Consider the following 24,561-nt stretch of genomic DNA (forward strand, 5'->3'; position numbering starts at 1 on the left):
AGGTAGTATTGAGCGTCATTTAATTCTAATATGACCGCCCGCATCAAAACTTCATAGGATGCCCGATTAGTACCGAAAATTAGCCATCATCGCCAAAAAAGCTATACAAGGTAGAAGAATGACATTTCAAATTGCAGACACACTCTATTATAACGGCCTAATCTATACCGCTGATAATAGTAACAATTTCGTCGAAGCTATCGCTATTTCCCAAGGCATTATTATTGCAACAGGCACAAAATCGAATTTACTTGCTTACTGTAATGAAAAAACACAGCATATCGATTTACAGAAGAAAATGGTGATGCCCGGCATTATTGATGCTCATATGCATCCATTTTGGGGGGGAGCCACATTAGCAGGTTGTCACCTTGATTATCTCTCCTTAACAATCGATGAAATTCTATCGCGTATCCAACGCTATCTTGATGCTGATCCCATCGATAGTGATACAGCTTGGTTGAAAGTGTCAGCATGGTATCGTGAAGGGATGCAACCGGAAGGGATACAAATGACGCGTTATCACCTTGATAGCTTAAATACGTCTCGTCCTATCTTACTTTTTTCTAGTGATTGTCATAGCGTATTAGCAAATTCCCGCGCACTAGAATTATTAAATATTACGGCTGAAACCCCCGATCCCCCTGATGGCAATATTGAACGTGATGGGGATAGAACACCTATTGGTATTCTTGAAGATGCGCCAGCTATGCAGGCTATTGATAGTCTACCGCCTTTAACGGCAGAGCAAAATCTACAAATCGCACGCCATGTACAAAAGTTGCTCAATCAACAAGGGGTAACGACTATCATGGATGCACGTGTTGGTGAGCCACAATTACGTGCCTTTAATACCTTGCGAGAAGCGGGTGAATTAACGGTTCGTGTTGAGAATGCGGTTGAAATTACCCCTGATGATGTGGCTGATATTGCAGCTATTCCTCATGCTGTACAACAAGCAATAACACGATTCTCTCACTGGCATCAAATCAGCCAAGGCGCGCAACCCAGTGTCGCTATTCGCCATATTAAGCTTTTTCTTGATGGTGTATTACAAGCGCCGATTATGACAGCCCGTTTACACGCCCCTTATCGTATTAATGTCGGTACGGATGAAACGCCTCATTGGCAAGATTCAGAGCATGTTGGCGATCTCTATTTTTCACCTGAAATCTTGACGCCATTAGTCACTGAGATTAGCCGTGCAGGTTATCATCCTCATATTCATACCGTCGCTGAAGGGGCTATTAGTGTCGCACTTGACGCCATTAGTGAAATGCGCAAAGCCTTGCCAGAAAAAGATATTCGCCCCGGCCTTGCGCATAACGAATTAATGTGTGAAAAAGATTATGCGCGCTTTGCCCAATTAAATACCTACCCTTTTCTCTCCTTTCAATGGGCTGGCGTAGAGCAACATAATATTGATAAAGATCTTGAAATGTTAGGCAAAGCACGTTGCCAATATCTAGAAACCGCCGGTAAATTTATTGATGCGGGAGTGACTGTCGCATTTGGCAGTGATTGGCCGATTGATCCATTAAATGAGTGGTATGACTTTAAAGTTGCCATGACTCGACAAAAAGATCCCTCTCAGCCACGTTTAGATAATGATCGCAATCTCACCTTAATCGAAGTATTACGAGCCGCCACCATTAATGCCGCTTATGCACTAGATATGGATAAACAGATTGGTTCATTAGAAGTAGGAAAATTCGCCGATTTTATTGTCTTAGATAGAAACTTGTTTGAAATATCGGCAGAAGATATTGAAAATGTCAGGGTATTGTGTACGATAATTGCGGGGAAACCCACAATTTAGCTGAATAACATAATTAATAAACCCGCACTCAGCGGGTTTATTTTTGCCATGATTAAGCGAAACTTACAAAGCAATACCCATCACGGTACTGACTTCTTTTAACCCTTCTCGCTGATAAAAACGTTTAGCATCGGCATTTTCAGCCAATACGGAAAGCTCTAGGTGGGTCATTTTTTGTTGTTTGGCCCACGCCTTCATGGCATTTAGCAACAATGCCCCTGCCCCTTGTCCACGAACAGAAGGGTCAACAACAATATCAAAAATATAAGCATATTTACGCTGTACTAAACAGTTAAATAGCGGTGTCTCTTGTATTTGGGCAATAGTAAAACCGACAATTTTCTGTTCTAACTCAGCCACTAACAGATGAAATTTATCATTTTTAATGCCATTAATAATAAATGCTTCATCTTGTTTACCCGGTTTTAATCTTTCTGGCTGTAATTTCGCCATCTCAGCAAATAAATAGCCATACAGGGTATTAATCTGCTCAACATCAGAAAGTACAGCTTTTCTTATGGTTATCATGCTCTACCTTTATTTATCGTAGGTTTTAATCGAAGGGGCAATATAACTTTCAAATTTATCTAATAACTGGATAGGTGATTGCTCAACAATCGCCATATGACGATATTTTTCATGTAAGAATTTTTCATCTACCATTTTATCTATCATAGTCAGTAATGGCTGATAAAAATCATTAATATTAAATAGACCTAATGGCTTTTGATGAAGGCCAATTTGGCTCCAAGTAAACACTTCACTGAACTCTTCTAATGTGCCAAAACCACCCGGTAGTGCCACAAAGCCGTCCGCGAGTTCAATCATTTTACTTTTACGTTGGTGCATAGTTTCAACGACATGGAGCTCTGTCAGATTTTTATGTGAGATTTCACGCCCTTCTAATAACGTTGGGATCACACCAATAACTTTACCCCCTTCCTGTAAAACGGTATCCGCGAGCGTGCCCATAATTCCTACACTAGCACCACCATAAACTAAAGTGATATTACGTTTAACCAGCTCTTTAGCAAAAAGAATCGCTTGTTGTTTATAAATTGGTGAAGCGCCTAAACTTGAACCACAATACACGGCAATAGACTTTATTTTATTCATTTTTAATTCTCTTTAGCTAGTTAAAACAAGTGAAAAATTATACTGAACCCCTCAGTTATAAAAAAGGTCAAAAAAAATTATTTTATCACTTTTATAATATATCTCTCTGTTTGTTTTATTAATAATACACATTTAATTTGATTGTTTTTATTCATCCTTACTGTATTTTCCAAATATATTTTAATATTATTAAACTATCCCTAAACTAAAATAATTTAAGTTGTGTTATTAATAAATAATTAATAAATAACTATATTAAAAATCACAAATTTACTTTATATTATGTGATCCTTTGTTATATAGGATAACAGAGTACTCAACGTTTTACTTTTGACGAGGTTTTTCAGGATGTTGTCAGCCAGACACTCAGCTAAATTACAGGTGTTCTACCCTGTGCTTCTTTTGCTTCTTTCTATGCTATCAATACAAAGTGGCGCATCATTGGCAAAAAGCCTGTTTCCTGTTATTGGCGCCCCCGCAGTCACAGCATTACGCCTTTTTTTAGGTACTCTGATCCTGTTTTTTATTTTTAAACCATGGCGTCTAAGCTTTTCTCGTAGTGCCATAATGCCACTATTTTTATATGGTTTATCATTAGGGGCAATGAACTACTTATTCTACTTGGCTCTTGAAACTATTCCATTAGGTATTGCAGTAGCACTTGAGTTTACGGGACCGCTTGCGGTAGCGATGTTTTCTTCACGCAGAGCAATCGATTTTTTATGGATAATCTTAGTGATTGCTGGATTAGGGTTATTACTGCCGATTGGGGATAATATTCACGGACTCGATCCCCTAGGCATTTTATATGCATTAGGTGCGGGTATCGGTTGGGCACTGTATATTGTTTTCGGACAACGTGCAGGAAAAGGCTATGGCGCAGCGACAGTTTCTATTGGCTCACTTATCGCCGCCTTTATCTTTTTCCCTATTGGTATGCTACAAAGTAGCCCTGAGCTAGTTTTTAGTTGGTCTATATTACCTATTGGATTAGCTATTGCGATTTTGTCTACCGCTTTTCCTTATACTTTGGAAATGATTGCACTTACCCGTTTACCGGCAAAAACCTTTGGGACATTGATGAGTTTAGAGCCTTGTATGGGGGCTTTTATTGGTATTATTTTCTTACATGAACATTTAACGTTAATACAATGGGTTGCGTTGGCATTTATTGTGTTAGCGTCAATTGGTTCCACTGCAACCATGAAAAGAAAAACCAAAATTGAAAAAGTAGAATAAATATTTATACAGTTTAACTTATTAATAAATAAAATATTAAATGAAAAGAGATCTGTTGATCTCTTTTTACTTATTAAATAATAACTTTACTTCCCTAACATTGCTATTTTAAGCATATTGTCTTATTCTAAATAGGCTATTTCGATAGATGACATTTTTATTAGTAATGCCCTATCAATTTAATAGTAGCAAGCGATAAGACTAACCATTAATAATCCACTATCATAATTAACAGAAATTAAGATATTGAGTTATTAATTATTTAGGGAGAACGATTATGAGTACTGCTAAATTAGTCAAATCCACACCTTCAGCCCTGCTTTATACCCGTAATAATGTTGATGACAGTGTTAAACTGCATACTATCGAACTACTGCAGCAAATGGTGACTCAGTTTATCGATTTGTCTCTCATTACCAAACAAGCACACTGGAATATGCGCGGTAGAAACTTTATTGCCGTACACGAAATGGTAGATGGTTTCCGTGATACCATCAATGAACATACTGATGAGTTTGCTGAGCGTTTAGTACAATTAGGTGGCACAGTCCTTGGTACACCACAAACTGTCAGTAAAAAAACACCTTTAAAAGCCTATCCACTCGATATTCATGATGTGCAAGATCACCTTAAAGCATTGGCTGATCGCTATGCGGTAGTCGCTAATGATATTCGTAAAGCGATTGATGAAGTTGAAGATGAAGATACTGCTGATATGTTTACCGCTGCATCCCGTGATCTAGATAAATTCTTATGGTTTATTGAAGCAAATATTGAAAACTAATTGCTTACTTAATCACATGTTTCTTACTGAAAAGGGCTACCAATATAGGTAGCCTTTTTATTATTCTGTTTTAGGTATATCTGGCTGATAAATAGGAAAGACAGGTAGCGCGGTTAATAGCCGTGAACCGTAGTTTTTCGTTAATAAACGTCTATCATAAATAACAACTTCACCATGGCAATGATGGCTACGAATAAGACGCCCAACTTGCTGGATCAAATTAAATGATGCACTTGGTAAGCTTTGCACTTCAAAAGGATAACGTTTCAGTGATTTTAACCATTCCCCTTCCGTCACAATAACCGGATCAGTAACAGGTGGAAAAGCAATTTTATGAATATGTACTTGCGTTAAATAGTCACCTTTTAAATCTAGCCCTTCAGCAAAAGATTGTAGCCCAATTAATACACTATTATCACCCGCATCAATACGCTTACAATGTGTCTCCACTAAACGATAGCGCGGTTGATCTCCTTGGACTAAGAGACTCAAACGTAGATCTTTAACTTCCTCTAAAAACCCTTCCATCGCCCGTTGACTACTAAATAATACTAATTGCCCTCGATGGTGGTTTTCTACCATTCCTTGACGAAAATAGCGTGCCATCTCTTTTAAATGCGCTTTTTCATTCGCCATTGTCGGTTCATAACGCATTTTAGGGATAACGAGTTTCCCTTGCCTTTCATGTGTAAAAGGCGATGACAAGGTAATAAAACGATCATCAAAGTGTTCGCTTAGTCCTGTAAGCTCTTGAATACGCGAAAAACTGTTTAATGAACGTAGTGTGGCAGAAGTGATCACCACATGAGGAATATTTTTCCATAATAATTGTGTTAACTGTTCACTAACGCGAATACCAGCACAATGTAAATAGAGATGTGACTGCTTTTTATCATAACGACGAGTAAGCCATTTCGAGACGGGTGCTTTTGATGTCTGCTCTAATGTCGCAAGTCGCCATAATTTTGCCATATTTTCCAGATAACCAACCATTCGGCTAGTGGTTAAAATCGCGCGATGTAAACGTACAACATCTTCTTTTGCTGTTCGCTCAGTTAAGTCGTTAAGAATCGACTCACCTAACATTTTTAAACCATCGGTTAGCTTAAATAAGTCTTGGCAACATAACAGTAATTGTTCAGGTAATTGACCTAAGGGAAATAAATATTCATCATTTTCACTGCGCTCAGGCAATAACGCGCGGGTAAAATGTTCAACGTCTTGATAGGCTTCGCGCATTTTTGCAATATGAGCATCAAAACGAATGGGATCGGCTAATTTGGGTGGTTTGACTGGGATAAATTGTGCTAAATATTGGCTGACATGACGAGTCATATTATCAAGTTGCATATTTAATGCCGATAAGGTTATTTCCCCTTCAACTTCAAGCGCATCTCTAGCAACATCAGGAATATGGTGCCCTTCATCTAACACTAATAAGATATTTTTTGCATCAGGTAACACCGATTCACTTTCCATCGCAGCCATCACAAGAGCATGATTGGTGATAACCACATCAACTTCGTCTATTTCTCGACGGGCCAGAAAAAAAGGACAGCGATGATAGTATTGGCAATTACGACCTAAGCAATTCATTTTATCTGTGCTAATCTTGCGCCATAAACTATCCGTTAATGCTCGTTTATGGTGATCACGCAAACCATCCCAACCAAAGCTGGTAAAATCGTGCTTTAACTCTTGGCAAATCTCCCTTTCCGCACTGGTTGCGACATCAACTTTATCTTCCAGCAAGAACATTAAATCAATTTGCTCACCTTCTGTTGCACAAATTGCCTCTAAATTACGGGGACATAAATAACGACCTCGCCCAAAAGCCCCAGTAAAAGTCAGGTCTGGAATAATTTTTTTTAGTAAAGGCAGATCTTTGCTGTAAATTTGATCTTGTAGCGCCACATTCGCCGTACTGATAATCAGTGGTTTTTTCTCTTCCCGACTGATAGCAATACCAGGAATAAGATAAGAGAGTGTTTTACCTACTCCTGTAGGCGCTTCAATAATTAGATGTCGCCCCGTTTCATCAGAAAATGTCTTCGCAACTTCAGCAATCATTTCGCGCTGAGGCGCTCGTGGAATAAAGCCTTCAATATGCTCAGGTAATGCTTTATACCATTGGCTGATTTGCATTTTTACAGATTGAGAAAGGGACATAACTACTCTATTTGTCATTAAAATAAGCGTTATTGTCGCATAACACTGTATAAAAATCAGTAGTCAGCTGCACTTACTCGCCTTTTTCATCAAATACTGCGTAACCCTACGAATTTATTGAGCGGTGTTATAGATTATTGATCCAACTCTTCATAGTATGAAAGAGAGCGGTATGCCAATTAAAAAGAACTTTATTAACCTTTATAAAAATAATACCTCTTGCGTTTTATTTCGCACCACAACACCAATTAAGAGATAATAAAATGACTTCTGCAAAGCGCCCTATTTTTAATTTAGAGTTAGACCTACTCAGAACTTTTGTTGCTGTTGCCGATGGTTCCACCTTTGCCGCAGCCGCTGAATCAGTTTGCCGAACACAATCTGCAGTCAGCCAACAAATGCAACGCCTTGAGTCATTAATAGGTAAAGAGCTTTTTGCTCGACAAGGGAGAAATAAAACATTAACCGAAGCAGGCACTCAACTGCTTAATTATGCTCGGCGGATTTTGCGCATTAATGATGAAGCATGTTTATCTTTATTGCATGAAGAAATTGATGGAATATTAAAGATTGGCTCTCCCGATGATACAGCAAACACAATCTTACCCGATCTACTTGCTCGTTTTTCAGGTGCTTATCCTCGTTTAATTATGGAGATTATTGTTAAACGTAGCCCTTTTTTAATGTCAATGTTGGAAAATAATGAGGTCGATTTAGCCATTTCTACAGAAGAGCATGTCGGTTACCCTAAAATTGTCTTACGCGTATCGCCTTCGTTATGGTATTGCGGTAAACATTTTAGATTTGATCTTGACGAACCGTTACCTTTAGTGGTTCTTGATGAACCAAGTACTTACCGTGATATGATGATAAATCACCTTGATCAACAAAATATTCGCTGGCGCATTGCCTATATTGCCACCACCTTATCTGGTGCCAGAGCGGCCGTTCGTGCTGGTTTAGGTATAATGGCACGCTCTATCGAGCTTTCTGGTGATGATTTACGTATTTTGGGTGAAAAAGAGGGATTACCGCCATTACCTGCTATTCGTTATAACCTTTATCTTAATGCCAATAGCCCGAGTAAAGCAGCTCAGATACTATTTGATTCATTAAAAAATGAGCAGAATGAAGTCATTAATCACGCAGATATTACCCTTCAAAACCACTAACTCATTAAGGAAACAAAAATGGCACTACAATAAATTGTCAGTGCCATTTATCAGGTGCAACTCATTTAAACAAAAGGTATCAGATTCATTATCTTGTCCCTGTGGATGCAGATAAAAGAGTTATGCCTCTACCCGTAATAATTGTGTAAGTAATGAAATAGGTATATTTTCAAAATTCATTATATTTTCAATCAGTTGATCAGCTTGTGTCTTTTTCATTACACACTTGGCATTATCATAAAACTTCGCTATTACATCCGTATCAACCATCGGATTTTCAGGGTTACCATACTGAATATCGATCCTTTCAGTTAATTGTTGCCCATTTTTCAATCTAACAAAGATTAATCCAGGAAAATAGCTCGGAAAGGGAATTTCATTTTCTGATGGATAACGATAGCTCACTTTTTTCGCCAATAGTTGGATATCGTTACGCTGTAAGTTTTCCGCTGAAAGCGATGATAAAGTTAACGCATTATCCAAAAAACCAATAGCAAATAACCAAGGTAAGCTAAATTTTGCCCCATAAGCTGTTTTTGGCGCCCATTTTGTTTCGAGTGGCTCACAAATTAATGCAGCAGCAACTGGATCAATCACACATTCTACTTGTTCAATTTCTTCCGCACTGATCCCTCTTTTAAGTAAACGACGTCCACAATCAACAGTAGCATGAGCAAAATGGCAAACCGGATAAGGTTTTATTGAAACATTTAAAAACTCCCATTGTTCACCTAATCCTTGTGCAACTTGTTCAGGGATCGCTTGCTCGCTGATCCCATGAGTATGATAAATACTGTATCGCCCTTCAAATATTGTCTCAGGCCCAGTCATTCCCCCTTTAGCTAACGAGGCTGCAATAATACCGGATTGAGCGGCCCATCCGGCATGAAAACATTTTGCCGATGAGCTATTAGTCAGATATTCAGCGATACCCGCTGCTTGACTTGCCGTTAGTCCTAACGCATTTACCGCCTGCTGTGACGTAAGTTTTAATAATGAAGCCGCACATGCTGTTGCACCGAAGATCCCAGCAATCGCCGTTGCATGAAATCCACGTTGATGGAAACCACTGTGACTCGCTAAACCAACCCGTGCAGCAACTTCCCAACCAATAACCCAAGCCGTTAATATTTCTTCATTTGAGGCGTTTAATGTTTCCCCTAACGCAAAAGCTATCGGTGTTAATACAGCACTACCGTGAGTAATAGAATCAGTATGTGTATCATCGAAATCTAATGCATGTGCAGCAATACCATTGGCTAAGGCTGCTGCAGTGGTATTAGCTGTCTGCATACTTCCCCAAATGGGGATCTTACCTTGGCTATCGGGTAAAAGAGTAATCCCATGACGTCCTTGTTTCGAGCTAGATTGTGTACTCCCTGCAAGTGCTACACCTAATGTATCTAATAAATGTAATTTGGCTCGAGCTATCAGTTGCGTTGGAAGCTGTGAAAATGTCGTTGTAGTAATAAAATTAGCTACATGCTGACTCAATGTCATATAAATACCTCAATGCTGATAATAACAAAGCCAGTTATCACTGGCTTTTTATGAGATTTCATTCCATCAATTAATCATTTAACCAGCCGGAAGCTTTTGTTTGAGCGACTACACGATCAACTTGCTCAGGAGCATTACCAACATAGGTAGTTGGATCTAGCAAAGCATTTAACTCTTCTTGTGAAATATGGTCACGAATACGAGTATCACGATTAATAGCTTCTACGAAAGTAATCCCCTCTTCTTGTCCAGACATTGACGCTTCATACACAATTTCGTGAGCAGTTTGTTTGCCTGCTTTATCGGACAGAGCAAACATCACACGTTCTGCTAACATAAACCCACCTAAGATATCCATGTTGTGACGCATTTTTTCAATATGAACATTTAGCCCACCTAGTACTGTTTTCATATTATCCAAGATAACAGATAACATCAGACACATTTCTGGCATAATCTTCCACTCCATCTTCCAGATAGCACCATCACGTTCATGTTGATGTTTCATCATATCCGTTAATACAGAAAGATTAGCTTTTAAGGTATTACTTACACAGGCGGCATTTTCAACAATAGCTGGATTGCGTTTATGTGGCATAGTTGAAGAGCCAACTTGCCCTTTACCAAAAGGCTCTGAAAGCTCATCAATTTCATTGTGTGCTAATATTAAGATCTCGTTAGCTATTTTCCCTAACGTTCCACTAATTAATCCAATTAACATACCATATTCACTAAATCTATCACGTGCTGGTTGCCATGAGATTTCCGGTATACCTAATCCTAAGCGTTTTAATACGCGTTTTTCTAATTCATCAGCTTTATCGCTTAAAGAAGCTTTAGTCCCGACAGCACCGACTACACTGCCAACAAATAGACGAGGTTCCACCTCTTTAAGTCGTTGATAATGACGCGCTAACTCTGTCAACCAAATTGCTGTTTTATGCCCAAATGTGATTGGTAACGCTTGTAACGCTAAAGTGCGTCCAACCATAGGTGTATTGCGGTGTTTTTCACTTAAAGAAAGTAATGAACGACCTAATATTTTAATATCACGTAAAAAAGTTTGATGAGCAGCTTTAAGTTGTAGCACTAAGCCTGTATCAATAACATCTTGTGTTGTCGGCCCAAAATGAACATATTCTCCATAATGTTCAGAACAAGCATATTCTAAGCCTCGAATAGTAGGTACTAATGGATGTCGAGTAAGACGAACTTGTTCTAATACATAATCCATATCTAATTTTTCAAGTTTTGCACTCTGTACAATAACCTCAGCCGCCTTTTGAGGAATTAAACCAAGCTCAGCTTGTTCTATTGCTAATGCTGCTTCATAATCAAGCCAATTTTGCATTCTAGTTTTGTCAGAAAAAATAGTTCTCATTTCTTCTGTTGACCATAAGTTTTTTAATAAAACAGAATCAAACACACTAGTTCCCATAATTATTTCCCCTGTTAAAAGAATAATAAAAAATCGTTTTTAAAAGAAAACGAGTTGTTAGCTTGTTACTTTATTTATGCAATAGAATTTTAATAAAAACACTTTGATAATTTTAATCTAATTTAAAGAATTTCTAATCAATTGAAAATTAATTAAAATTCAATGGGTTGCAAAATAAAATTAATTTATTATTTATACCTTTTAAATCTTAAACAATCTTTAAGATTTAATTAGAATAATTAATGATAAAAAATTAGAGCAAGATCATCATTTTTTAAAAATAGATATTTTAAAAATAAATATCTTTGTTATAAATAATAGCAACTACAAATTTCCAGCTCAAAATAGTAATTAAATTCTAAATTAATTACTGGGAGATCTTATTTTCTATATTCGGAGATATAAATAATGAAACAGAATAAACAAACAACATTGATACATAGTGGGCGTCAAGCAATTAAAACATCTGGCCCAATTAACCCTCCTGTTATGAGAGCCAGTACTATTGTTTTTGATTCAATAAAAAGTTGGCGTGAAATACGCGATCGTCGTATTACTGAACGAGTATTAAGCTATGGTGCTCGTGGTACAGAAACAGCGTTTGCACTTGAAGCATTAGTAACTGAATTAGAAGGTGGTTATCGAGCACAGCTCTTTCCTACAGGGCTAGCCGCAATTGCATTTACTATTATGGGCTACGCCCGAAGTGGTGGGCATGTTTTATTTGCTGATTCTGTCTATGAACCCGTACGTAAAATAGCCTCTACTTTTTTAGAGCCTAATAATATCACTTATAGCTTTTTTAAAACTGACGGTTCAGATTTCGAGCAAAAAATTCAAGAAAACACTCAACTTATTTTCGTTGAATCACCGGGTTCATTACTTTATGAAATGCTGGATCTACCAGAAATTTGCCATATCGCTCATGAAAAAAATATTCCTGTTGGGGTGGATAATACTTGGGGCTCGGCATGGCTTTATAACCCTTTGGAATTAGGTGCTGATGTTTCTGTAATTGCTGCAACTAAATATTTATGCGGTCACTCAGATGTCATGATGGGCATTATGATCGCAAATGAAACCGCATGGAAACAAATTGGGGCATTACCAGAAGCTCTTGGTCAAGCAAGTAGCCCTGATGATGCCGCCTTAGTCCTGAGAGGAATGAGGACTCTTGCTCAACGTCTTACAAATCATGGTAAATCAGCACTGGCTATCGCTCAGTGGTTAGAAACACGCCCTGAAGTGGCCAAAGTTTGGTTTCCAGAGTTACCCACACATCCTCGCCATGACTTATGGAAACGTGATTGTAAAGGTAGTAATGGATTATTAACCATTGAATTTAAACAAAAATATACCATTAAACAATCTGAACAATTTATTGATGCATTAACCTTATTTGGTATTGGTGCATCTTGGGGAGGATTTGAAAGTCTTGCATTACCCGCCAATGTTATGGGTGCCAGAACAGCAACAGATTGGCGTGAAGGCCACGGTCCTTTTGTACGTTTACATATTGGTCTTGAGTCTACTGATGACTTAATTGCAGATCTCACCCAAGCATTTAGTGCATTAAATCAATAACAACAATACTGCATCACGACACTGGGGAATTAATTATGACTGGTTTAGTTATTGCCGCGCTAGTTACTGCGTTGGTAGTTTATTTGCTGGCTCGAGGTTATAAACCTCAACCTGTGTTATTACTCGGAGGCATGCTGTTATTGCTCCTTACAGCTTCTCTCGATCTCAACCCTTTATTACCGGAAAATAAATCTACACAATTTAAGTATTTTGATATTTTCCAAATTTTTACCGATATTATGAGCTCGCGTTTAGCGGGTTTAGGTTTAACCTTAATGGCAATTGCTGGTTTCTCACGTTATATGGAACACGTGGGCGCCAGCCGAGCTTTATTTGCTATTTTTGAAAAACCATTAAAAACGATTAAATCCCCCTACTTATTACTGGTTATTTCATTTTTAGTCACACAAATTTTAGTTATTTTTATTCCTAGCCATGCAGGTTTAGGAATGTTACTCATGGTAACGATGTACCCTATTTTAATTCGCTCAGGTATTAGTCCTCTATCTGCTTTAGCTGTTATCGGTTGTTGTCAATTTATTGATCATGGACCCGGCTCTGGAAATGTTATTATGGCGGCTAAAACAGCGGATATTGAACCTGCAGTCTATTTTGTTCAACTCCAACTCCCTATCACTATTCCTATTATCATTGCGGTTGCTATTACCCATTTCTTTATTCAACGTTGGTGGGATAAACGTGAGGGTTTTGTTTTCGACCCAACAGCTATTGATAATGTAAAAGAAGAAGGAAGTCAGGTGCCATTATCATATGCCTTATTACCCGTGATCCCTTTAATTCTCATTATTGGTTTTAGTCCGTTATTTCATAATTACATTAAATTAGAAGTGACTACCGCAATGATTATTAGTACGGTTATTGCACTAGTCTTTGAATATGTGCGATTGCGCGATGCTAAAGCGGTAATGAACAGTTTTATGTTGTTCTTTGAAGGCATGGGAAAACAGTTTGTTTTAGTTGTATCGTTGATTGTATCTGGGGAATTTTTTGCTAATGGATTACTAAAAAGTGGCGCGGTAGATACCTTAATTAGTTCTGCTCAAGATGCTGGCTTTGGTATTGCTACGATGATTATTGTGATGAGTGCCATCTTAGCATTAGCAGCCTTTTTAATGGGATCGGGTAATGCTGCATTCTTTTCATTTGCCGCATTAACACCCAAAATTGCTGCGTTCTTAAAAGTCGATGTCATCACTTTAATTTTACCTATGCAAATTATGACCAGCTTTGGTCGCACAGTTTCACCTATTACGGCAGCTATTGTTGCTATTGCAGGAATTGCCAATGTCTCACCTTTCCAAATAGTGAAAAGAACCGCAATTCCAATGGCTATCGCCGCTACCGTTAACTTAGCGATGACATTCTGGTTTTTATACACATAATTTACAGCACCGATTGTGTATCAAATAAAATAATAAGTTGTATTCCCTTCCCCTTAAACTCGGTGACTCCTGAGTTTAAGGGCTTTTTGTTATTATCCATCACCCTAAACAATAACTATCACCATAATTAAAACTAGGTATTATTATATTCCAAATCTGTTTGTTTTTTGAACAGCGATATCCTATTTTAATACTAACCAATTTACTGCTTTATGTGGTACAGCACTTGTTTCAATGGCATATCTAGATATACTTTTTAGTAACATTCATCTGCACATAAATCTTATGAAAAAATTACTTCTTGTTGTTATCGCACTACTGGCTTTTGGCTCCCTTGGGGGCGTTTTTCTTGCCGGACTAAATATTTATACGCGCTCAACCACACCCGTAGACACAGAGCAAACTCAACCTAATCGCTCACCAGCACAGCAATTTCCAGCTCTACCAGATAGCTCACCATCAACGAAATAAAGAGGTTGCACCATGGAATTTGATTATTTTGTTACTCCACAATGGCTTTTTGAACATCACGACGATCAAGATCTGGTGATAGTTGATGTCAGTGCGCCCATGCCTACGCAAGATATTGACTATCATCAACGCTATCTTGAACGTCATATCCCTGGTGCCCATTTTTTTGATCTGGATGAAATCGCCGATAAAACAACATCATTACCACATATGTTGCCATCTGACACACTGTTTTCTGAAACCTTAACTCAGTTAGGTATTTCAAATAATACAACAGTGATCCTCTATGATATCGGTAATCTCTTTTCAGCACCTCGTGGCTGGTGGACTTTTACTACCTTAGGTTGTCACAAGGTGCGTATTCTGGCCGGTGGTTTACAAGCTTGGCAAGAAGCGGGGTTTCCCCTTGAACAAAGAGAAACGCCCAAAGTCCCAGCCACTTCCCCTTTTATCGTCACACGCCACACTCAACGTCGTGTCGATAAACAACAAATACTGGATAATCTGACTACGCAACAAAACCAAATCATTGATGCTCGTTCGGCGGATAGATTTTATGGTAGAGCACCAGAGCCTCGTCCCGGTTTACGTAGGGGCCATATTCCCAATAGTAAAAATGTTCCTTGGGATAACTTAGTTATTAATGGACAATTAAAAGATAAAGCGCAATTACAGCACATTTTTGAACAAGCAGGTGTCGATTTATCTCAACCAATTATTGTCAGTTGTGGCTCAGGTATGACAGCAGCTATTCTATTTTTAGCTTTAACTCTATTGGGCTGCCAGAATATCGCACTGTATGATGGCTCTTGGGCGCAGTGGGGAGCAGAAAACGCATTACCTTGTGAATGCGAATAAAATAAAAGCGATAGTGAAGTTAACGCAAAAAAGTAAACCCGCAGATGCGGGTTTAATAGTATTAATAGACTCTTTATTTCCAATTAACTGGCAAATATTTTTGCTAAATAAAGCACAACGATTGCCCCTATTACGGCAACGACAAAACTACCAAAATTGAAACCATCTACTTTGCCTTTACCAAAGAAATTACTAATTACACCACCAACTACAGCACCCACAATACCTAGAATACAGGTCCAGATAAGGCCGATATCATACGAGCCAGGCATTAAGAATTTGGCTAAGATACCCGCAATAAGACCGAACACAATCCAAGAAAGAAATCCCATAGTTCCCCCTAAATGTAGTGATAATATAGATAGTATATTAAAAATGGTCACTTTAAGAGTGTAAGACGAAATAGTGATTTTTTCCAATAATTGTACTTAAACAGCAATTATTTTTTTCATATTCAGATATTTTTACCTTTTTATAGAAAAAACCAGCACCTTATTATTAATGCTGGTTTTGGCTATTAATAACCTATTGTGGTTATTATAACGCTTCTATTATTTTGGCTATTTCAGGTGAGGTTTTTAGCGTTCTAATTTGACTAAAAAGTGCATCAGCATCTTGATACTCTTTTCTTAAATATCCCAACCACTGTTTTATACGGGAAGCATGGTAATAAGTGGTATCCCCTTGTTTTTCTAGACGAATATAGCGTTTAAGTAATTGGATCACTTGTGACCAAGGCATTTTTTCTTCAATACCTTTTATCACATTACTTAAATTGGGCGTATGCATCGCCCCGCGACCTATCATAATCGCATCACAACCGGTTATCTTTAAACAAGAGATAGCATCTTCTCGACACCAAATCTCACCGTTAGCGATAACGGGAATAGTCAATTTTTGGCGAATTTCACCAATCGCTTGCCAGTTTATCTTATCAGCACGATAACCATCTTCTTTTGTTCTACCGTGGATAGTAATTTCTGTCGCGCCACCTTGTTCTACCGCATCGGCAATTTCATGGCAATAAGATGAACAATCCCACCCTAATCGTACCTTTACAGAAACAGGTAAATCCGCAGGTACAGCACCACGCATCGCTTTAGTTGCTTGATAAATCATTTCTGGTTGTTTTAATAACGAGGCACCACCGCCATTACCATTGACGGTTTTAGAAGGACAACCACAATTAAGATCAACCCCCCATGAACCTAAAGAGACGGCTCGAAAAGCGTTTTCTGCCAACCATTGTGGATTTTGCCCTAATAATTGTACCCGCACCAAGGTGCCACTTTGCGTGCGGCTTTGGGTGTGTAATTCAGGGCATAAACGATAAAATGCTTTTGGCGGTAATAATGAATCAACAACGCGAATAAATTCCGTGATACAGAGATCGTAATGATTAATCGCCGTCAGTAGATCTCTCACAAGGGGGTCTAACACCCCCTCCATTGGCGCTAATAGGACTCGCACAGTTTAGCCTCAAAATTCTTTTCTAGCTTTTGACCAAGGATTTTGATTATCACGATCATCATCGTGTTTGCGTGAACGTCTAGCTGGTTTAGATTTATTCTGTTTTATCTCACCCGTTTCACTCTCTTTTTGATTACGACTATTTTTATTACGTGGTGTATGGCGATTATCTTTGCCACGAATATCAGCACGACCATGTCCGCCTTCTTTATTATTACGTACTTTATTCTTTGGCTTTTTATGCAAAGGCGCCGCTTTTATTGAGGGATCAGGATCGTAACCTTCTAATGCTAAACGAGGGATTTCACGTTTTAATAAGCGTTCAATATCGGCTAATAAGCCATGTTCATCAACACAAACTAAAGATATCGCTTTACCTGTTGCCGCCGCACGCCCTGTTCGACCAATACGATGAACGTAATCTTCTGCTACCTGCGGTAATTCAAAGTTGACCACATAAGGAAGTTGGTCAATATCAAGTCCCCGCGCTGCAATATCAGTGGCAACTAACGCTTTTAATTTACCGTCTTTAAAATCAGCTAGAGCACGTGTTCTAGCTCCTTGGCTTTTATTACCGTGGATCGCCGCTGATTTGATGCCATCTAAATTAAGATGTTCAGCTAATTTATTCGCACCATGTTTAGTTCGAGTAAAAATAAGAACTTGAGGCCAATTTTCTAGGCCAATTAAGTGTGATAACAGCTCTGTCTTACGCTTTTTATCCACTAAATGGACATATTGATCAACAGATTCAGCCGCTGAGTTTTTGGGGGCAACAGCAATACTTATAGGATTGTTGAGTAGTGAGTTAGCAAGCCCTGTTATCTCTTTTGAAAAAGTCGCTGAAAAGAGTAAATTTTGTCGTTTTTTCGGTAACTTATTGATGACTCGACGAATATCATGAATAAATCCCATATCTAACATACGATCAGCTTCATCTAACACCAATACTTCAACGCGAGATAAGTCGACAGCATTTTGATGTTCAAGATCAAGTAAGCGGCCCGGTGTTGCAATCAAAACATCGACGCCACCTCGTAGTTTCATCATTTGAGGATTGATACTAACGCCACCAAAAACCACCAATGAACGAATAGGTAAATAACGACTATAAGCTTTTACGTTATCGGCAATTTGTGCAGCTAATTCACGTGTAGGGGTTAAAATAAGCGCTTTAACTGGCTTACGCCCTTTCGTTTTCTCTGCTGATGTAGCGAGTTTTTCCAGTATCGGTAATGTAAATGCGGCCGTTTTTCCCGTACCCGTTTGTGCACTTGCTAATACGTCCTTACCCGCCAAAATCGGCTCAATCGCCTGTTGTTGAATAGGGGTTGGGGTTTTATACCCTTGTTCATCAATAGCGCGGAGAAGCGCCTCACTTAAACCAAGCGATGTAAAATCGGTCAAAACAGAAATCTCCTACAACCAGAACGTATAACACGGTGATTGAAATTAAAAATGACGGGCTTTCACCGCAAGGTGAAAGAGAATGAACCTTATCAGGTTAACCTAATAGCGGTCATTTTAACAGTTTTGCTATCTTGCGAATATAAAAATAATTTTTAAATAAATCATGTTTTTTTTATTACATGTCATCTTTATTTCATTATTTACTACAAATTTATCCTGTTACTCAATATCATCGAATATACTACTTTCAATAACGACTATTTTAATGTTATTTCTTTGTTACATTTTACTTAAGTAAGGTATCCTTATGCCAGACACACACCAAAAGAAAACTCGAGGGGAACTTGCAAAACGACAGTTATTAGAAGCTGCCTGTGAAATCTTTGGTAAAAATGGGCCTGATAGCGCCACAACTCGCCAGATTGCGCAAGCTGCGAAGCAAAATATCGCAGCTATTGCTTACTATTTTGGCTCTAAAGAAGGGTTATATCTCGCTGTTGCACAGTATATTGCCGATTTAATTCGAATTGATTTTGAACCCACTGTTGCACAACTTGATGATTTTCTTGAAAAACCTAATCCAACAGAGCACTTACCCCTATTACAAAAACTGATCATTGACAGTTTTTTGCAATATGCCCGACTCGTACTTGATAAAAGCAATGTACATATCAGTCGCATTATGGCAAGAGAACAACTTGTTCCCACAGAAGCCTATTCCCTTATCCACCAGCAAGCGTTATCTCCGCTATTAACTCGTGTAAATCGTTTATTAGCACTTTATATTGGCTTAGATCCAACTTTACCAAAAACCATGCTACATACTCACGCTATTTTGGGAGAGGTGCTATCATTTCGATTAGTACGAGAAACCATTTTACGCCAAACTGGATGGGATAGAATTGGTAAACAGGAATATGAAATTATTTCTAATACCTTAAAAGTACATATTACTTTACTACTTGATGGACTAAGAGAGATCTATACTCATAACAACCATGCATAAATATAAATAGAGTTATTATGAAAACGAAAAAAATCAGTGTCTTTATTATCTTAATGATTATTATCGGTATTATCGCAGGTATCTATTATTATGAAGAGAACAAAGATCCTGAGTTAGTACTCTATGGAAATGTTGATATTCGGACGGTTAACTTAAGTTTTCGTGTTGCAGGCAAGTTAGCGGAACTACAAGTTGATGAAGGTGCGCCGGTCACCAAGGGTCAATTATTAGGCCAACTCGATGATGCACCTTACATTAATGCATTAAATAAAGCTTATGGTGAACGTGATAGTGCCATCGCTTCATTAGCCTTAATGGAGGCAGGTTACCGCAGTGAAGAAATTGCACAAGCCCAGTCAGATGTGTCATTAAAACGTGCCGCATGGCAATATGCTGAAAACTTTTATAAGCGACAACAAGATCTTGCTAACCGCAAAGTTATTTCAGCCAATGACTTAGACAGTGCCCGCAACAATCGTAACCAAGCAGCTGCGGCATTAAAAGCAGCACAAGACAAACTCAATCAATATCAAAATGGTTATCGCCAAGAAGATATTGATATGGCAAGAGGTCAAGTACTTCAAGCCAAAGCGGCAGTCGCCCAAGCAGAGCTTAATCTTCAAGACACCAAATTAACCTCACCTGCAGAAGGAACTATACTGACTCGTGCTGTGGAGCCTGGCACTATTTTATCAGCAGGAAGCCCTGTTTTTACTGTTTCTTTAACTAACCCTGTGTGGGTTAGAGCTTATATTAGTGAAAATCATTTAGGTGAAGCGATACCTAATCGCGAAGTGTATCTTTATACCGACAGTCGCAAAGATAAGCCTTATCACGGCACTATAGGTTTTGTTTCGCCAACCGCTGAATTTACCCCTAAAAGCGTTGAAACACCGGAACTACGCACTGATCTAGTTTATCGTATAAGAGTGGTTGTCACCGATGCTGATGATGCATTACGCCAAGGAATGCCAGTGACCTTGAAATTTGCACCGACTCATTAAGTTGAGGAGAGGCAATCAATATGGATAACACAAATTACACCATCAATTTAAGCGGTGTTGAAAAACGCTTTGTTGGGCTTGAAAAACCGGCGGTTGCTTCACTCACCGCTACCATTACCGGTGGTTCAGTCACAGGTCTTGTCGGCCCTGATGGTGCGGGAAAAACAACCCTAATCCGCATGCTAGCAGGGTTACTAAAACCTGATGCTGGTGAGATCAAAATTTTAGGAATGGATCCGCAAAAACAGAGTGTTGATGTTAGGGCTATCCTCGGTTATATGCCACAAAAATTTGGCTTATATGAAGATCTCACTGTGCTAGAGAATCTCAATCTTTATGCAGATTTAAAAAATGTTATTGGTGAAGAGAGAAAAAGAGTTTATCAACAGCTACTCTCTTTTACTGATTTAACACGTTTTACCTCTCGTCTAGCGGGTAATCTTTCTGGTGGGATGAAACAAAAATTAGGGTTAGCTTGTACTCTATTAGGTAGTCCCAAAGTCCTGTTATTAGATGAACCGGGGGTTGGTGTTGATCCCATTGCCCGTCGAGAGCTTTGGCAAATGGTTCATACCTTAGCCGGTGATGGCATGCTTATCTTATGGAGTACCTCTTATCTTGATGAAGCAGAACAATGTAAAAACATTCTGCTACTGAATAAAGGTGAATTACTTTATAGCGGTGTACCTCAGACCTTAACGGCTAAAATGGCGGGACGCTCTTTTTTACTCAATGTTGAAGGTCATCAGCGTCGAAAAGTATTGCAACAAGCCATTATACAACCTCAAGTGACCGATGGCGTGATCCAAGGGCAATCTGTACGATTGATCTTAAAAAAACACAGTGACCAAACAGCATTGTTAAACGCCTTAGGAAAACCAGATGCAAAACTTATTCCGGCGACACCGCGCTTTGAAGATGCCTTTATTGATTTATTAGGTGGTGGCCCTTCTCATAAATCTGAACTGGCGGAGATCATGCCACAAATCCCCCCAGCACCCGATGAAACCGTTATTGAAGCTCAACAATTAACGAAAATGTTCGGTCAATTTGCTGCCACTGATCATGTTGATTTCCAAGTTAAACGTGGGGAGATTTTCGGGTTATTAGGCCCTAACGGTGCGGGAAAATCGACAACCTTTAAGATGATGTGCGGGCTATTAGTACCAACGAGTGGTAAAGCATTAGTGTTAGGTATGGATCTGAAAGTCAGCTCAGGTAAAGCTCGCCAACATTTAGGTTATATGGCACAAAAATTCTCGCTATATAGCAACTTAAAAGTGGGGCAAAACCTGAAGTTTTTTTCTGGGGTTTATGGATTATATGGTAAGCAACAGCGCAATAAAATCAATGATATGATAACCGCATTTGGCTTACAGCCAATGATTAACCAAATCACCGATACCTTACCTCTTGGCTATAAACAGCGTCTTGCCCTTGCATGCTCTTTGATGCATGAGCCAGATATTCTTTTTCTTGATGAACCTACCTCAGGGGTTGACCCTTTAACACGCCGTGAATTCTGGCTTCATATCAATGGAATGGTGGATAAAGGTGTAACAGTGATGGTAACGACTCACTTTATGGATGAAGCTGAATATTGTGATCGTATCGGTTTGGTTTATCGCGGAAAAATTATTGCAGCAGGCGAGCCGGATTCATTAAAACAGATGGTAGCAACAGAAGAAAATCCGCCCCCCTCTATGGAAGATGCTTTTATTGGCTTAGTACTGGATTACGATAAAAAACTTGAACAAGAAAATCACCAAGGGAGCGAAAAACATGAGTAATTCGTCTCAATCATCACCTGCACACTTTTCTTGGCGACGTTTATATGCTCTTTGTTTAAAAGAGACTAAACAAATCACCCGTGATCCCAGTAGCGCGCTTATTGCTATTGTTATCCCCCTCACCTTACTGTTTATTTTTGGTTACGGTATCAACTTAGATTCAAGCAAATTAAATATTGGTATACTAACTAACCAACAAAGCCAACCGGCACAAGAGTTAGTGTATACTTTTACCAACTCTCCCTATATTAACGCCACCATTAGCGATAATCGCCAATTGCTTATCGATAAAATGCAAGCCGGAGAAATTCGTGGCATTGTGGTTATTCCTGTCGACTTTGCGCAATTATTAGCCCGACAAGATAGCAAAGCTCCCATTCAAGTGATCACCGATGGTAGTGAGCCAAATACCGCAAACTTTGTACAAGCCTATACCAAAGGGGTTTGGCAAATCTGGTTACAGCAACAAGCTTTAAGTCAAGGCATTCAACAGCAACCATTAATTGAAATTGAGCCAAGGTATTGGTTTAACCCTGCCGCCATCAGCCAACACTATATTATTCCCGGTGCCGTCACTATTATCATCACCGTGGTTGGGGCTATTCTAACCTCTTTGGTTATCGCTCGAGAATGGGAGCGTGGCACCATGGAAGCCTTACTCTCAACCCAAATTACACGCACAGAATTACTGCTTTCCAAACTCATTCCTTATCAAGTATTAGGCAGTTTTGTTATGGTGCTATGTATGTTGGTCACTGTCTATATATTAGGCGTGCCTTACCGTGGCTCATTATGGATTTTAGCGGGTATTACTTCACTATTTTTAGCCACTGCACTAGGTATGGGGCTATTGATCTCCACCCTAACTCGCAATCAATTTAACGCGGCAATGATCTCACTTAATGCGGCTTTTTTACCTGCGGTGATGTTATCAGGCTTTGTGTTTGAAATTGATAGCATGCCATTTTTTATTCAAGTAGTGACCTATTTTATTCCCGCGCGTTATTTTGTCAGTAGCTTACAGACACTGTTCTTAGCGGGAGATATTCCGATGATCTTAATGCTAGATATGTGGCTATTAATTGTTTCAGCCATCTTTTTTATTGGCTTAACGGCGTTAGCAACACGTCGTCGCTTAGATTAATAAGGGAGAGTTTTTATGTTTCATCGTCTTCTCACCCTGATAATGAAAGAGCTACAGTCATTATTACAAGAGCCGCAAACACGGATTATCTTAATATTACCGGTTATCTTTCAGATGATCTTATTCCCTTTTGCTGCCACCCTTGATGTTACCAATGCCTCTGTTGCTATTTTTGATGAAGACAATGGTAAACAATCTATTGAATTAACCCAACGCATAGCCAAAGCCAGTGCTTTTTCTGAAACCCTATTATTAAAAAGTGAACATGAAATTAAAGAGACGATTAATAATCGTAAAGCCTTGCTATTGGTGCGTTTTCCACAAAATTTTAGTGCTAATTTAGCCAGTCATACTCCGGTAAAATTACAATTAATTCTTGATGGACGTAATTCTAATAGTGCACAAATTGCGGCAAATTATGTACAACAAATTGTGCAAAATTATCAAACAGAATTAGCCGGCGATACCCCATCTTTACTGAATAAAAGCGAATTAGTAGTACGTAATTGGTATAACCCCAATTTAAACTATAAATGGTTTATTGTGCCTTCTTTAGTGGCCTTAATTATCACCATCGGAGTAATGATAGTAACATCACTGTCTGTTGCTAGAGAGCGAGAGCAAGGGACATTAGATCAGCTATTAGTTTCACCGTTATCAACTTGGCAAATCTTTGTAGGAAAAGCGGTTCCTGCGATGGTTGTTGCGGCAGTACAGGGAACCATTGTATTAATTATCGGTATTTTCGGCTATCAAATACCTTTTTCAGGCTCACTGCTATTATTTTACTTTACCATGCTTATTTACGGTTTATCGCTAGTAGGTTTTGGGCTTTTGATTTCCGCGTTAAGTTCAACACAACAACAAGCATTTATTGGTGTGTTCGTATTTATGATGCCCGCAGTATTATTATCAGGCTATATTTCTCCAGTGGAAAATATGCCAGTTTGGTTACAGCAAGCCACATGGATAAACCCAATCCGTCATTTCACTGATATTACCAAACAAATCTACCTCAAAAATGCCGATATTACCGTAATATGGCATAGTTTATGGGCACTGATTGTTATTGCTATTGGGACAGGATCTATTGCCTATTATCTTTTCCGCAGGAAGATAGCTTGACATCCTCCACGCCCTAAAGGACGTGGATCCCTACTGCGTTCAGACTGATGTCTGAATCA

At 38.8% G+C, this 24,561-nt stretch carries 21 protein-coding genes; 13 read left to right on the forward strand and 8 right to left on the reverse strand.

Translation table 11 applies throughout. The annotated features are described in order from the left end of the window. Positions 1 to 118 precede the first annotated feature (118 nt). On the forward strand, positions 119 to 1,819 hold the full coding sequence (locus GWI58_RS13880) for an amidohydrolase (protein WP_046335115.1): 1,701 nt from the start codon (positions 119 to 121) through the stop codon (positions 1,817 to 1,819). Between the two features lie 63 nt (positions 1,820 to 1,882). On the opposite strand, the gene GWI58_RS13885 is transcribed toward GWI58_RS13880, so the two are convergent. Next, complete coding sequence (locus tag GWI58_RS13885; protein WP_004244499.1) at positions 1,883 to 2,347, reverse strand: GNAT family N-acetyltransferase; 465 nt, start codon at positions 2,345 to 2,347, stop codon at positions 1,883 to 1,885. Positions 2,348 to 2,356: 9 nt separating this feature from the next. Beyond that, positions 2,357 to 2,935, reverse strand: coding sequence for a TIGR00730 family Rossman fold protein (locus tag GWI58_RS13890; RefSeq protein ID WP_060557036.1), 579 nt, complete (start codon positions 2,933 to 2,935; stop codon positions 2,357 to 2,359). Positions 2,936 to 3,283: 348 nt separating this feature from the next. Here GWI58_RS13890 and rhtA point away from each other — a divergent pair, with 348 nt between their 5' ends. Both rhtA and dps read left to right on the forward strand, forming a co-directional pair. Continuing rightward, the gene (gene rhtA / locus GWI58_RS13895; protein ID WP_094959982.1) at positions 3,284 to 4,174 is read left to right on the forward strand and encodes a threonine/homoserine exporter RhtA; all 891 of its coding nucleotides are present in this window, start codon (positions 3,284 to 3,286) and stop codon (positions 4,172 to 4,174) included. Between the two features lie 277 nt (positions 4,175 to 4,451). Then, on the forward strand, positions 4,452 to 4,958 hold the full coding sequence (gene dps / locus GWI58_RS13900) for a DNA starvation/stationary phase protection protein Dps (protein WP_004244496.1): 507 nt from the start codon (positions 4,452 to 4,454) through the stop codon (positions 4,956 to 4,958). A 60-nt stretch (positions 4,959 to 5,018) separates the two neighbouring features. On the opposite strand, the gene dinG is transcribed toward dps, so the two are convergent. After that, entirely contained in the window at positions 5,019 to 7,127 is a 2,109-nt protein-coding gene (dinG, locus tag GWI58_RS13905; protein ID WP_004247579.1) for an ATP-dependent DNA helicase DinG, read from the reverse strand. A 263-nt stretch (positions 7,128 to 7,390) separates the two neighbouring features. Between dinG and GWI58_RS13910 the strand changes: the two genes are divergently transcribed. Further along, positions 7,391 to 8,299 carry a LysR family transcriptional regulator gene (locus GWI58_RS13910; protein WP_004244494.1) on the forward strand — a complete coding sequence of 303 codons (909 nt, stop codon included), beginning with the start codon at positions 7,391 to 7,393 and terminating at the stop codon, positions 8,297 to 8,299. A gap of 120 nt (positions 8,300 to 8,419) precedes the next feature. On the opposite strand, the gene GWI58_RS13915 is transcribed toward GWI58_RS13910, so the two are convergent. Next, positions 8,420 to 9,799, reverse strand: coding sequence for an MmgE/PrpD family protein (locus GWI58_RS13915; protein ID WP_004252118.1), 1,380 nt, complete (start codon positions 9,797 to 9,799; stop codon positions 8,420 to 8,422). 70 nt (positions 9,800 to 9,869) lie between these two features. Continuing rightward, positions 9,870 to 11,237, reverse strand: a complete 1,368-nt coding sequence (purB, locus tag GWI58_RS13920) for an adenylosuccinate lyase (protein ID WP_161769287.1) — start codon at positions 11,235 to 11,237, stop codon at positions 9,870 to 9,872. Positions 11,238 to 11,645: 408 nt separating this feature from the next. On the opposite strand from purB, the gene metC reads away from it, so the two are divergent. The 4 genes from metC (at position 11,646) to sseA (ending at position 15,553) form a co-directional block, all read left to right on the forward strand. Then, the gene (metC, locus tag GWI58_RS13925) at positions 11,646 to 12,821 is read left to right on the forward strand and encodes a cystathionine beta-lyase (protein ID WP_161769288.1); all 1,176 of its coding nucleotides are present in this window, start codon (positions 11,646 to 11,648) and stop codon (positions 12,819 to 12,821) included. Between the two features lie 35 nt (positions 12,822 to 12,856). Continuing rightward, positions 12,857 to 14,224, forward strand: coding sequence for a C4-dicarboxylate transporter DcuC (gene dcuC, locus GWI58_RS13930; protein WP_161769289.1), 1,368 nt, complete (start codon positions 12,857 to 12,859; stop codon positions 14,222 to 14,224). 285 nt (positions 14,225 to 14,509) lie between these two features. Next, positions 14,510 to 14,695 carry a hypothetical protein gene (locus GWI58_RS13935; protein WP_012367682.1) on the forward strand — a complete coding sequence of 62 codons (186 nt, stop codon included), beginning with the start codon at positions 14,510 to 14,512 and terminating at the stop codon, positions 14,693 to 14,695. A gap of 12 nt (positions 14,696 to 14,707) precedes the next feature. After that, positions 14,708 to 15,553, forward strand: coding sequence for a 3-mercaptopyruvate sulfurtransferase (sseA, locus tag GWI58_RS13940; protein WP_161769290.1), 846 nt, complete (start codon positions 14,708 to 14,710; stop codon positions 15,551 to 15,553). Positions 15,554 to 15,636: 83 nt separating this feature from the next. On the opposite strand, the gene GWI58_RS13945 is transcribed toward sseA, so the two are convergent. From GWI58_RS13945 to rhlE, 3 genes are all read right to left on the reverse strand, one after another. Then, the gene (locus GWI58_RS13945; RefSeq protein WP_004244486.1) at positions 15,637 to 15,885 is read right to left on the reverse strand and encodes a GlsB/YeaQ/YmgE family stress response membrane protein; all 249 of its coding nucleotides are present in this window, start codon (positions 15,883 to 15,885) and stop codon (positions 15,637 to 15,639) included. Positions 15,886 to 16,090: 205 nt separating this feature from the next. Next, positions 16,091 to 17,023, reverse strand: coding sequence for a tRNA dihydrouridine(16) synthase DusC (gene dusC, locus GWI58_RS13950; protein ID WP_094959980.1), 933 nt, complete (start codon positions 17,021 to 17,023; stop codon positions 16,091 to 16,093). A 9-nt stretch (positions 17,024 to 17,032) separates the two neighbouring features. After that, positions 17,033 to 18,430 (reverse strand): ATP-dependent RNA helicase RhlE, encoded by a 1,398-nt coding sequence (rhlE, locus tag GWI58_RS13955; protein WP_094959979.1) that lies wholly within the window; start codon positions 18,428 to 18,430, stop codon positions 17,033 to 17,035. A gap of 310 nt (positions 18,431 to 18,740) precedes the next feature. On the opposite strand from rhlE, the gene cecR reads away from it, so the two are divergent. Genes cecR through GWI58_RS13980 form a run of 5 tightly spaced genes read left to right on the forward strand, consistent with a single transcriptional unit; the run spans position 18,741 to position 24,502 of the window. After that, entirely contained in the window at positions 18,741 to 19,439 is a 699-nt protein-coding gene (gene cecR / locus GWI58_RS13960) for a transcriptional regulator CecR (protein WP_004244482.1), read from the forward strand. 17 nt (positions 19,440 to 19,456) lie between these two features. Continuing rightward, positions 19,457 to 20,443, forward strand: a complete 987-nt coding sequence (hlyD, locus tag GWI58_RS13965; protein WP_004247573.1) for a secretion protein HlyD — start codon at positions 19,457 to 19,459, stop codon at positions 20,441 to 20,443. A 20-nt stretch (positions 20,444 to 20,463) separates the two neighbouring features. Next, positions 20,464 to 22,233: an ATP-binding cassette domain-containing protein gene (locus GWI58_RS13970; RefSeq protein WP_161769291.1), complete on the forward strand. Its 1,770-nt coding sequence runs from the start codon at positions 20,464 to 20,466 to the stop codon at positions 22,231 to 22,233. Beyond that, complete coding sequence (locus tag GWI58_RS13975; protein ID WP_004244479.1) at positions 22,226 to 23,377, forward strand: ABC transporter permease; 1,152 nt, start codon at positions 22,226 to 22,228, stop codon at positions 23,375 to 23,377. The genes GWI58_RS13970 and GWI58_RS13975 overlap by 8 nt, the downstream gene beginning before the upstream one ends. Positions 23,378 to 23,392: 15 nt before the next feature. Continuing rightward, complete coding sequence (locus GWI58_RS13980; RefSeq protein ID WP_017628463.1) at positions 23,393 to 24,502, forward strand: ABC transporter permease; 1,110 nt, start codon at positions 23,393 to 23,395, stop codon at positions 24,500 to 24,502. The last annotated feature ends 59 nt before the right edge of the window (positions 24,503 to 24,561 follow it).

This window comes from Proteus sp. G2674, assembly GCF_009915195.1.
Taxonomy (GTDB): domain Bacteria; phylum Pseudomonadota; class Gammaproteobacteria; order Enterobacterales; family Enterobacteriaceae; genus Proteus; species Proteus mirabilis.

Bases quoted from the DNA above. Each gene is read 5' to 3' on its own strand.
- GWI58_RS13890 (WP_060557036.1), bottom strand. From the start codon at position 2,935: ATGAATAAAATAAAGTCTATTGCCGTGTATTGTGGTTCAAGTTTAGGC.
- GWI58_RS13880 (WP_046335115.1), top strand. From the start codon at position 119: ATGACATTTCAAATTGCAGACACACTCTATTATAACGGCCTAATCTAT.
- GWI58_RS13980 (WP_017628463.1), top strand. From the start codon at position 23,393: ATGTTTCATCGTCTTCTCACCCTGATAATGAAAGAGCTACAGTCATTA.
- hlyD (WP_004247573.1), top strand. From the start codon at position 19,457: ATGAAAACGAAAAAAATCAGTGTCTTTATTATCTTAATGATTATTATC.
- GWI58_RS13945 (WP_004244486.1), bottom strand. From the start codon at position 15,885: ATGGGATTTCTTTCTTGGATTGTGTTCGGTCTTATTGCGGGTATCTTA.
- sseA (WP_161769290.1), top strand. From the start codon at position 14,708: ATGGAATTTGATTATTTTGTTACTCCACAATGGCTTTTTGAACATCAC.
- dinG (WP_004247579.1), bottom strand. From the start codon at position 7,127: ATGTCCCTTTCTCAATCTGTAAAAATGCAAATCAGCCAATGGTATAAA.
- GWI58_RS13885 (WP_004244499.1), bottom strand. From the start codon at position 2,347: ATGATAACCATAAGAAAAGCTGTACTTTCTGATGTTGAGCAGATTAAT.
- dps (WP_004244496.1), top strand. From the start codon at position 4,452: ATGAGTACTGCTAAATTAGTCAAATCCACACCTTCAGCCCTGCTTTAT.
- rhtA (WP_094959982.1), top strand. From the start codon at position 3,284: ATGTTGTCAGCCAGACACTCAGCTAAATTACAGGTGTTCTACCCTGTG.
- purB (WP_161769287.1), bottom strand. From the start codon at position 11,237: ATGGGAACTAGTGTGTTTGATTCTGTTTTATTAAAAAACTTATGGTCA.
- GWI58_RS13970 (WP_161769291.1), top strand. From the start codon at position 20,464: ATGGATAACACAAATTACACCATCAATTTAAGCGGTGTTGAAAAACGC.
- GWI58_RS13935 (WP_012367682.1), top strand. From the start codon at position 14,510: ATGAAAAAATTACTTCTTGTTGTTATCGCACTACTGGCTTTTGGCTCC.
- GWI58_RS13915 (WP_004252118.1), bottom strand. From the start codon at position 9,799: ATGACATTGAGTCAGCATGTAGCTAATTTTATTACTACAACGACATTT.
- dcuC (WP_161769289.1), top strand. From the start codon at position 12,857: ATGACTGGTTTAGTTATTGCCGCGCTAGTTACTGCGTTGGTAGTTTAT.
- cecR (WP_004244482.1), top strand. From the start codon at position 18,741: ATGCCAGACACACACCAAAAGAAAACTCGAGGGGAACTTGCAAAACGA.
- GWI58_RS13910 (WP_004244494.1), top strand. From the start codon at position 7,391: ATGACTTCTGCAAAGCGCCCTATTTTTAATTTAGAGTTAGACCTACTC.
- metC (WP_161769288.1), top strand. From the start codon at position 11,646: ATGAAACAGAATAAACAAACAACATTGATACATAGTGGGCGTCAAGCA.
- GWI58_RS13975 (WP_004244479.1), top strand. From the start codon at position 22,226: ATGAGTAATTCGTCTCAATCATCACCTGCACACTTTTCTTGGCGACGT.